The organism is Chitinophaga sp. (assembly GCF_036566945.1).
Classification (GTDB): domain Bacteria; phylum Bacteroidota; class Bacteroidia; order Chitinophagales; family Chitinophagaceae; genus Chitinophaga.
In genome coordinates, this window is record NZ_DATCVJ010001117.1 from 1 (window position 1) to 10193 (window position 10193).

The 10193-nt window shown below is 45.4% G+C and carries 7 protein-coding genes and 2 pseudogenes; 3 read left to right on the top strand and 6 right to left on the bottom strand.

Translation table 11 applies throughout. The annotated features are described in order from the left end of the window. The 4 genes and pseudogenes from VIP81_RS33470 to VIP81_RS33485 all read right to left on the bottom strand — a co-directional run. A pseudogene (locus VIP81_RS33470) lies at window positions 1-788 on the bottom strand (LTA synthase family protein); the annotation flags it as partial. A gap of 51 nt (window positions 789-839) precedes the next feature. Then, the gene (locus VIP81_RS33475) at window positions 840-2831 is read right to left on the bottom strand and encodes a TonB-dependent receptor plug domain-containing protein (RefSeq protein ID WP_331972635.1); all 1992 of its coding nucleotides are present in this window, start codon (window positions 2829-2831) and stop codon (window positions 840-842) included. A gap of 67 nt (window positions 2832-2898) precedes the next feature. Continuing rightward, window positions 2899-4161 carry a sensor histidine kinase gene (locus VIP81_RS33480; protein ID WP_331972638.1) on the bottom strand — a complete coding sequence of 421 codons (1263 nt, stop codon included), beginning with the start codon at window positions 4159-4161 and terminating at the stop codon, window positions 2899-2901. Between the two features lie 34 nt (window positions 4162-4195). Next, complete coding sequence (locus VIP81_RS33485; protein WP_331972641.1) at window positions 4196-4867, bottom strand: response regulator transcription factor; 672 nt, start codon at window positions 4865-4867, stop codon at window positions 4196-4198. Window positions 4868-5185: 318 nt separating this feature from the next. Between VIP81_RS33485 and VIP81_RS33490 the strand changes: the two genes are divergently transcribed. Beyond that, window positions 5186-5575 carry a hypothetical protein gene (locus VIP81_RS33490; protein WP_331972644.1) on the top strand — a complete coding sequence of 130 codons (390 nt, stop codon included), beginning with the start codon at window positions 5186-5188 and terminating at the stop codon, window positions 5573-5575. 83 nt (window positions 5576-5658) lie between these two features. Here VIP81_RS33490 and VIP81_RS33495 read toward each other — a convergent pair whose 3' ends face one another. Both VIP81_RS33495 and VIP81_RS33500 read right to left on the bottom strand, forming a co-directional pair. Then, window positions 5659-6924 (bottom strand): glycoside hydrolase family 71/99-like protein, encoded by a 1266-nt coding sequence (locus VIP81_RS33495; protein WP_331972647.1) that lies wholly within the window; start codon window positions 6922-6924, stop codon window positions 5659-5661. 284 nt (window positions 6925-7208) lie between these two features. After that, window positions 7209-7730, bottom strand: a complete 522-nt coding sequence (locus tag VIP81_RS33500; protein WP_331972650.1) for a helix-turn-helix transcriptional regulator — start codon at window positions 7728-7730, stop codon at window positions 7209-7211. Between the two features lie 268 nt (window positions 7731-7998). On the opposite strand from VIP81_RS33500, the gene VIP81_RS33505 reads away from it, so the two are divergent. Both VIP81_RS33505 and VIP81_RS33510 read left to right on the top strand, forming a co-directional pair. After that, on the top strand, window positions 7999-9873 hold the full coding sequence (locus VIP81_RS33505) for a glycosyl hydrolase family 18 protein (RefSeq protein WP_331972653.1): 1875 nt from the start codon (window positions 7999-8001) through the stop codon (window positions 9871-9873). A 108-nt stretch (window positions 9874-9981) separates the two neighbouring features. After that, window positions 9982-10193, top strand: a pseudogene (locus VIP81_RS33510) (ThuA domain-containing protein); the annotation flags it as partial.

The following is a 10193-nucleotide window of genomic DNA, read 5'->3' on the forward strand; positions in this document are numbered from 1 at the left end:
CTGTTACCATTCCCCAGGTAACGACTGTCCGGTGATTGCAGGAGGGTGCGCATGCGATCGAACGCCTTGTTGCTATCTTCCTGTAAATAATATTTATCGTAAGCCAGTTCATTATTTTGGAAGGCAGAGAAAAATGAATACACCCCTGCTTTAGACAACTCCTGTGCGTAGCGGTTTTTGCTTTTTTCCGCCCAGGTATTGCTGATAAAAAAGACATGGAGGAGGAGTAATCCCAGCAAAGTGGCAAACGTGAAAGCTCTGCGTCCCCAGGAAGTATTGGACTGGAAACTGTTGCGGAAAGTGCCTTTGCGGCCGAGGCTCCAGGTAAGCAGAAAGGTGAACAGTAATACGCCACCAATCAATAAGGGTAATGGATACGACTCGTTGATGTTACCAATCACCTCATATGTGTATATGAGGTAGTCTACCGCAATAAAGTCAAAACGGCCGGCATATTCTCCCCAGAAAGTAAATTCTGCAAAGAAGGAGAATACGAGAATCATCATGGTCAGGAAAAAGCCGAAATAGGTAAATATCCGGTTAAACAAGGTGTTATTCAGCCGCTGTGGCAGTATTAACAGGTAAAATGCATACGCAATGGTAAAGAACAACGCTACGCCAATATCATACACGAGTCCTTTGCCATAAATAGCGGGTATATCGGAGATGTGGAGGCCGGATTGTGGATAAATCCAGATCAGCAATGCAGTTCTAACAAGGAATGACAGTACAAGGAGTAAGGTACCAAAGCCAAATAAAACGGCGTACCTGTTTTTAACAGATTTCATTTTTAACAGAAAATTAGGATCGCAAAGGTACACTGTTCTCCCTTATGTTATCTATAAATTAAATTTTACGGACATATTGATGGTGCGACCGTCTATAGGCCCCCATAGCGATGCGAAGTTGGGATGGCTCACCGGGCCGGTATATAGTGGCATATTCTTACCCTGTCTGGCGTCAAAAATGTTTTCTCCATTCAATACCACGGTAATATGTTCGCCGAACTGCCGGGAAATCATCGCTGCCCAGAACCAGTAGTCAGGTGTTTTATGATTGGTCTCGTTGTACTGATTGCCTATCCAGCTGTTTTCTATGCCAAAGCGCCATTTCCCTTCTATTTCGTAGGCGAGAGTGCTGGCAAATTTGTCTTGTGGCGCAAAGGGGATATTGGTAGATCCGGTATTGTTGTACCGGGAAACAGTATGGTTGTAACCCAGGTATAATTCCACGTGATCCAGTTCAAAACGCAGGTAGGTGTCCGTACCCAGACTGTTTACCTGGTAGGGCATGTTTTGCAGCAGGAGCATATTTTTATCTTGTTCACTGGCCATGGGGAGGATAGGATCTTTGATGTGGGTATAGTACAGCGCCTGGTTAACCGTAAGGTCTACTTTGCCGAGGGAAGTATGGTAGTTTCCATCAAAGTTAATGCCCTGGCTTCTTTCCGATTTTATGCCTGCCCTCAGGGGCAACAGATTCCGATAGCCGATGGTTTGTGTTTGTGCGGTAAATATGGCCGGTGATTTATACCCGGAACCCGCGCTGAGACGGATGGAAAGACCTTCTGCCGGTTTGTATACAAGGGCGAGACGTGGCAATACATACCAGCCGAATACGTTGTGATAATCGGCACGTAGTCCGGCTTCCGCGAGGAACTGATCTGTAAAGTGATATCCATCCTGCACAAAGGCGCCCATGGTGTTATAGGTGTAATTGCCCAGCAGCGTGCTGTCGCCGGTAGCGCGGCGATAAATTTCGCCGGTGTTATTCAGTCCTGCTACCCAATCATGCCGGCCACTTTTCTTATTATAGGAAGCTTCGGCATAGGTGCTGGTTTGGTTGCCCAGGAGTGCAAAAGTACCCTGGTCATTTTGCAGGTGAAAGAAGCTACCAACGCCTTTGATCGACAGGGTGCCACCACCTGGGTTTTTTTGGGTATACTGCAGGTCTACGCTATGTCTTTCGCTGTTGTTGACTTCTGTATACTGATGGATATTGTCTGCCTGGTGCTCCAGTACCTGCAGGTCGCCGCCTTCGCGTTTTTCGATGGTACCGGTATAACCCGCTACGAGGGTGCTTTGTGGATTGATATACCAGAAGAAACGGGGATGCAGGAGGTATTGGCGTAAACGGGGAACGTCGCTGAAGCCATCTTTATTCACATCTACCGGGTTTTGTGTAGTCACGCCGGCAAACATGGTCAGCCCCGTTTTGCCGTAGCGTTCTGCATAAAAGGCATTCACATTGGTTTCTTTTAATGTACTGCGATTGGCCAGTATGGTTAATTCCGGTTGGCTGCCGGGTGCTTTGGCGATGAAATTGATAATACCGGCAATAGCACCACCGCCATACAATGTAGATACGGAGCCTTTGATAATTTCTATTTGTTTAAGATCCAGTGGAGGAATGGAGAGTACACCAAAATTTCCGCTCAATCCTTCGTATACAGGTACGCCGTCGCGGAGTAGTTGTGTGTATTTCCCGTCCAGCCCCTGCATCCGGATGGCGTTATTACCACTCACTGCAGAGGTATTTTGAATATGTATGACGGACAAGTCGCCCAATATGCTGGCCACGTTGCCGGGTTTTATGCCACTTTCTTCGATCATATCTTCTTTGCCCAATACTTCCACTTTCATGGGGAGATCGGCAATGCGGCTGTTGTTGCGGGTAGAAGAAATGATGACCTCATTGAGGTCTGATACTTTACTGATCGTGTCTTTGTTAGCCGGCTTCGTCGTGTCATTAACGGGAATGGCTACACGACTTTGTGCAGACAGCTGAGATCCTATACCCAGTATGGTGATAGCCAGTAGTATTTGTTTCATCTGACGGCGCATATACTTCTTTTTGGGGCAAAGTAAAGTATAGAATCTGGAGCAAATCTGAATGTTGTCAGACGTTGACGCTAAAGGTATGCAGGCCGTTTTCGTAGTGGTAGCTAAGATGCAGTTGGTAGGAGTCTGCAATTTTTTTTACGATGGCGAGTCCCAGCCCATTGGAATTCGTATAGCCGTTGTTTTGTTTTTTAAATCGCTGGAAGAGCATGTCAGCAGGGATTTCCGGTAGCTGGCTGCTGTTGGTGATGGTGAATGTGCGATGCGTTAAATGAATAGCAATGCTGCCATGCAGATAGTTGTATTTGATCGCATTGCCGAGGAGGTTGCTCACCAGTATATCGGTGAGTGCAGGATGCAGTGGCCATGGGGCGCTGTCTGCCATCTCCAGATGGATGCTGAGTTCTTTCTCTCTCACTAATTCTTCAAATAACAACCCGTATTTTTCTATCACGATACGGAGGTCGGGTTGTTCGGTAACGGGGTATTGCTGGTTTTCTATTTTGGCCAGCAGGAGTAGGTTGTGATTGAGTCTGGATAAGCGTTGCAGCTCATCATAGCTAATCAGTATTCCTTTTAGCTGCGTTTCGGAAAGGGTATCGTCCTGTAATAATAATTCCAGTTTGCTTTGTGCGATCGCTAACGGCGTTTGCATTTCATGGGCGGCATCTTCGGTTAGTTCCTTCATGTTGGTATAGTCCTGGTGAATGCGGGTAGCCATGTTGTTGAGTGCAGCATTCAACTGGTTAAATTCGTGGGTGGCGGTGCGGTCAAAGACCGTGTTTTCCAGCTTGTTGAGTTGCAGCCGTTGTATTTGATCGAGTGAGCGATAAAATGGTTTCCACACGCTTTTGCTGATCAACCAGTTAGACAGCAGTACAAACAGGAGTAGTCCGGTGAAAGCGTTGAGCATCACATACGCGATGTTTTTGATGAGGTCATCTTTTTCAATGAGTGATTTGCGTAGTGTTAGTTCATAGTTTTTGTTGTGCAAACTGATGACCTGTGAGAGTTGGCGGAAAGGGGCATATGAATTTTCCGGCTCCTGGTAGATACTGACGCCTTTTAGTGTTTGTTTTTTTTGTGCTGCTTTTTCGGTGGGTTGTAAATTGAATTCCGGTGTGCTGATACTGAAGATGGGATTATTAACGCTGGCAGTGTCCAGATAGCGCATCCACTGTAGTTTATCGTTGACGAGTTCTTCATCTGTTTCATGTTTCATTTCTTTGTTGAATTTACCATACAGGAAGAAGGCGCCTGCGGTGAAAACAGGTAACATGATCAGCAGGAAATAAACAGTGGTTTTGGTCAGCAGCTTCATGATAAGCATTGTGTATTTAATATTGATGGGTGGGTTATCCGAAGCGGTAACCGGTGCCATAAACCGTTTTAATATAATCTTCTCCACCGGCTTCCAGCATTTTTTTGCGGAGATTTTTGATGTGGGTGTAAATGAAATCGTAGGAGCCTGCCTGGTCGTATTCATCTCCCCAGAGGTGTCCTGCCAATGCCGACTTGGTAACTACGCGGTGTTGGTTGGCAATGAAATATAGGAGCAGCTGGTATTCTTTGCCGGTGAGGGTAATAGATTTGTTATGTACCAACACCGTTTTGGAAGCGGGTTTGATCACGATTTCATGAAAGGTAATGGTGGTATTGCCATCAAAATTTTTACGGCGTAAGATGGCATTTACGCGGGCATTGAGTTCAGAGAGATGGAATGGCTTGGTCAGATAGTCATCTGCGCCGAGTTCCAGGCCGCTGAGTTTATCTTCCAGCGAATCTTTTGCAGAGATGATAATAATACCTGCTTTGGATTCCAGCATTTTTAGTTCTTTTACTACCTCGAGGCCACTGCCCTGTGGGAGACCAATATCCGCTACAATACAATCGTAGTCAAATTCGTTGACCTTATCTATTGCCTGGTTAAGATCCGCTGCCAGCTCACAGATATACCCCTGATGTTCAAGATACTCCTGTATACTGGTCCTGAGTGCGGGTTCGTCTTCTATAATCAGCACTTTCATGGGCTAAAAATAGGGATAATTCCTAAAGCAATTCTGTAGTAGCGGGATAGAGTCGCCTGGTAGGTGAAAATATACGATCATAAAGGGTTCGGAATTTCATTGTTAGGCATCCGTATCAATGATGGGGTTTTGAATGTTTTTCTAATTGAAAGAGAAGTGGTTGTGATAGATCTTATGTAAACAAGGTATACATATAAGTATATGATGGTAAACGATGCCTGCCATTGCTAAAAGGTTTTTCTTATGGAAATTAAAACTATGCATGCTTCATTATCGTAGATACATTACCGATATCAAATCACTCATGCAGGCATCATTATGAACGGGTATATTAAAATGATTGCAGACAGGATTATGTTAAAAAAGTTGCCTGAACAGGCAACAGTAAACAGGCGCATGGCAGATGATGATACGCGGGAATTAATTGCATTGATGGACAATATTCCCAACGCGAAATCTGTGGCAGCGATTTATCAGCAAATGATGAAATCCGGTGGATTAGATCAGCGTTTCAGCACCGGTGATCCGGGAAGGGGATGGCTGGAAGTAGAACAAATGATTTTGAACAAGGATCACAGGCGAAAAGGAAACAGGCGTAAAATTATCTGGATGCTGATTGTATTTTCACTCGTGGGTATTGCTTCCTATTTTGGTGGCGTATACCTGCTGACCAAAGGAAAGCATCTGGGAGTGCAGGTATTGAGATAAGCGTTTATTGTACCCTTATTATGATATTTAAAAAGGCTGATTAAAATTTACTTTTAAGCAGCCTTTTTATTTTCAGGTTATCCTTATTTTCTTTCCGGCATTTTTACGCTGACCGGTATTTCATTGCGCAGCATTTTAGCCGCTTCTCCCGTTAACCATAAATAATGATCAGAAGGTTTACCATCTAAATTGATAAACGGAGTGGTACTGCTTACCGGTGGCTGATCGGATGCCTTGAAGATAGCAGTGGCTTCATTTACTTCATCAAACATGGCTACGTACAACATATTGGCGCCCGCTGTTAAAGCGGTAGCAATTTGTTGCCAATAGAAACGTCCTCCCTGTCTTGGAATAGAACCAGATGGTTTTACGTCATCAGGAAATTCGTAACGGCTCAGGTTATGCCAGCTGAAGCCGGGATATACACAGGGTACATATTCCAGTTTGTTGGCCCGGCACCAGGCCAGATCTTCTATCAGGTTATCCCGGAAACGGTCCATGTCGTTGTGCAACAGCGGAGAATAACGCTGTACGGTCCATGGTAGCACAATATCGGCTTGTTTGATGATGGTATGGAGATAAGGATCGGGTAAGCAATCGGCATTCAAGGTACGCCATGCAGTGGGTACGCCCAACATCACGGCACAACCGCCATACACCGGATCATTTTTCAGAAAGTCTATTAATCTGTCGAGTCCAATATTGCGGAGATTATACGGGCGATCCGGAAAACCGATGCCCCATATAGCTACCACCGGTTTACCATTTTCCTGTAAATAGGTTTTAGCGCCCGGTTGATTGGTTACTTTCAACTGATCTACGAGGTATTTCCAGTCTTCAATAATAGCAGAACAATCTTCGCCGGAGGCTTTTAAGCCGGAGAGGTCGTACATCACGGCAATGGCTCTCTTATATTTAGACGCTGCAGCAAAGGCATTTTTCAGGATCACGCCGGAAGTACTGTCGCGGTGTTTGGCATTGCCAAAAAAGCGTTGCATGAAAACGCCGTCCACATTGTATTGTTGCATCCATTTGAAATGGAGGTCTACGGTGCTTTTGTCGTAAGAACTGAAGAAGCGGGCGGGTTGGCCATTGGCCAGTTTGAAAGGAGTGGCATATGTTTTTTCATATTCGCTCACGTCCGGCCACATATCAATGCCGCTGCGGGTTTCGTCACCATAAGAAAACCGTTGGGCGCCGGAACCATCTCCGGAAGCGCGAAACCAGCCCTGATAGCCGGCCATGATGAGGCCGTGGTAGGTAGGGTACTGCGATTCCCGGCTGTGTTTCAACTGCGCCAGGGCAGGCACCGACAGCAGGAAGAGGAAAGCTGTTAAAATACGCTTCATATTTATACTATTTGTTTATTAACGGTGGAATCATCAACGGAGCAGCACGTGGCATTTAAAGGTTTTTGGTATCAGCGGCATCCTGTTGTTAAAAAGAGGAGAACCCGGCTTTCCCGGATTCTCCAGAAGGTTTTGCATTCACCTTAATTGTTTTGTCCGGCTATGAGGCCGGAATATGTTGCAAGTAAAGCGGGGAGGCCTAACGAAAGCGTTAACAAAGCATTAATTGGGCCTGTTAATGTGGAATTAACGGCATTAATTTTACCAGCGGCGGGCTGCAAGCCTTATGTAGTCACACTTATCAGGAAATCAAAAAGATTGGTGGCAGTATCCAGTTGTAGTTTTTTGCGGAGCCGGTATCGGCTGATTTCTACGCCTTTGACGGAAATATTCATCAGCTGAGCGATTTCTTTGGAGCTTAAATTCAATTTAAGATACGCGCAGAGTTTCAGGTCGGTGGCACTTAAAATGGGATATTTCTTTTTGATGATGTGTAGAAAATTATGATGTATCTCATCGAAATGGGCCGCAAATTGTTCCCAGTCTTTGTCGCCTTTTTCTGCTTCTTCCAGTAGCCGGAGAATGGGTTTAAATTCACTGCCGGCATTTGACAGGCTGGTTTTTTTCAGCAGTACAGACATTTCTTCCCGGATGCGCGACACCAGTTTGCCCCGGTTCACCATGTGCATGGTGATGGTAGCCAGTTCTTTATTTTTCAGGTTTACTTCTGAAGCCAGCCTATCATTTTGCAGGGCAATGATTTCTTTTTCATTTTTATACAATTCGAGCTGATGCAGATAATGCAATTGTTTTTGTGCCGCATCATGTTGCTGCTGCAGCGTGATACACGCTTTTTTTATGTTGTTGTAAAAATCCGACCGGTCACAAGGAAAGTGGGGATGGGAGCGGGATTGATTTCAGAGAAGAAGACAATGGCAACGAGTGGCGATGGACAGAACAATGGATTCCGCATTCCGCCTGGTTTCTACAGGCTATTACCGCAATGGCGGCAGAATAGCATTATATTAGGGTATCAAAAAAAGTTAAGAAAAATATTCATTTCAACAAGAGATTATGAAGTATTTACAATCACCAAAGAAAGGAGGTATCTATTTTTTAATGCTACTACTCCCGGCTTTACTTAACGCTACTACACCTGCGCTACGCGTGTTTAAAAAAAATACCGGAGCGCAGGGGAAGCCGGTGATTATTGGCTATGTAGGTGGCTTTCGGGGCCTGGTAGATGTTGACAAAATTGCCGTGAATAAGTTAACCCATATCAACTACGCCTTTGTAAATGTGCAGCATAACAGGGCCGTATTAAGTAATGAGCCAACAGATACGATCAACCTGCGGAAGTTAAACCAGCTGAAAGAAAAAAATCCGGATTTAAAGATCCTTATTTCTATTGGTGGCTGGGCCTGGAGCGGCAATTTTTCAGATGCTGTATTAACCGATACAGCTCGGAGAGCCTTTGCTGCCAGTGCGGTGGCTATTATCCGTAAATATAAACTGGATGGGGTGGACATTGACTGGGAATACCCTGCCAGAGCGGGTGAAACCGGGAATGTGTATCGTCCGGAGGACAAGCAAAATTACACGTGGATGTTTGCCGCTTTGCGGGTAGAACTGAATAAACTGGAAAAGGAAACACATCAGAAAAAATTGTTGACTACTGCGGTGGGTGGCTTTGAATCATTCCTGGAAACAACGGAGATGGGCAATGCGCAGCAATACCTGGATTACATCAACCTGATGACGTATGATTTTTATTCAGATAAAAATGCAGGGCATCATACCAATTTGATGACAGCTGCCGGCAATCCTGCGGGGCATTCCGCCGATAAGGCCGTGAAAGCCTATGTGGCGGCAGGTGTACCTGTGAGTAAACTGGTGATGGGCATCGCCTTTTATGGCCGTCGCTTTATACTGGCCGATAGTACCGGCACCGGGCTGGGTGGGAAGATAGTGTCACAATCTTTCGGTAAAGGCTATACGTTTACGAAAGATAGCCTGGTGAATAAAAATGGCTTCATTGCCTATCGCGATGAAAGCGCCAAAGCGCCGTATTTGTTCAATCCCACTACGAAGGAGTTTATCACCTACGATGATGAATGGTCGGTGCAAAACAAATGCGAGTATGTGACGGCCAATAAAATGGCGGGGGTGATGTTCTGGGAATATGCTTCTGATGAAAAGGAATATCTGCTGGATCAGATTAACACTTCGCTGAGAGGTAAGCCCGTGGCGGTTAGCAAGCCGGCTTTTACTGCGCTGGTGCTGTACGAAAATGGAGGACATCATGTGGCGTTTTCTGCTGCTGCCCGGATATGGCTCGATAAGCTGGCCGCCAGTCATCATTTTGCGATTCATTATATTAATAACCCCGATAGTATTACGGATGACTATCTGAAAAAATACCAGCTTTTTATACAACTGGACTATGCACCTTATGGTTGGAAACGGGAAGCAGCTGCGGCTTTTGAGCGGTATATCACCGAAGGTCGTGGTGGCTGGATTGGTTTTCATCACGCCACTTTGTTAGGTGAATTTGATGGCTTCCCGATGTGGAAATGGTTTTCCGGTTTCATGGGTGGTATTCGTTTTACCAATTACATCCCTGAGTTTGCCGACGGCAAAGTAACGATAGAAGATAAAAAGCATCCGGTGATGAAGGGCATTACGTCTCCCTTTATTATTAATAAAGAAGAATGGTATACCTACAATAAAAGCCCCCGGCCGGAAGTCCATGTGCTGGCCAGTGTAGATGAATCGTGCTATGTACCCGCTTCCGACAGGAAGATGGGCGATCATCCGGTGGTATGGACCAACGAACATGTGAAAGCGAAGAACATTTACATTTTTATGGGGCATGGCCCGGCATTGTTTGATAATCCGGCGTACACACAATTGTTTCAAAATGCTGTTTTCTGGGCTGCTGTTAAGTAGCGCAGAGAGGATGGTCTTGTGCTGATTTTCGTTTATACGTTTCCGTATTTTTCGTTTAATAGGCACTGCCTGCCGGCAAAATTACATGTAGATCCCACCAATCATCCGGTGACAAGGCATTTGCCGGCAGATTACTTAAGTCCTGCCAACGAGTGGTACCAATGGGATCCCAGTCCGCGGCTCAGCAAAGATGTAAAAGTGTTGGTTACTTTAGATGCAGCCAATTATCCCTTACGAAAAAAGAATCTGTTGACTTCCGGTGATATTCCGGTGGTATGGATCAATCAGAAATACAATATGTTGTATGTGAATATGGGGCA

Excerpts from the sequence above, each read along its gene's own strand:
- VIP81_RS33475 (WP_331972635.1), bottom strand. The coding sequence starts at position 2,831 with ATGAAACAAATACTACTGGCTATCACCATACTGGGTATAGGATCTCAG.
- VIP81_RS33485 (WP_331972641.1), bottom strand. The coding sequence starts at position 4,867 with ATGAAAGTGCTGATTATAGAAGACGAACCCGCACTCAGGACCAGTATA.
- VIP81_RS33495 (WP_331972647.1), bottom strand. The coding sequence starts at position 6,924 with ATGAAGCGTATTTTAACAGCTTTCCTCTTCCTGCTGTCGGTGCCTGCC.
- VIP81_RS33505 (WP_331972653.1), top strand. The coding sequence starts at position 7,999 with ATGAAGTATTTACAATCACCAAAGAAAGGAGGTATCTATTTTTTAATG.
- VIP81_RS33480 (WP_331972638.1), bottom strand. The coding sequence starts at position 4,161 with ATGAAGCTGCTGACCAAAACCACTGTTTATTTCCTGCTGATCATGTTA.
- VIP81_RS33490 (WP_331972644.1), top strand. The coding sequence starts at position 5,186 with ATGAACGGGTATATTAAAATGATTGCAGACAGGATTATGTTAAAAAAG.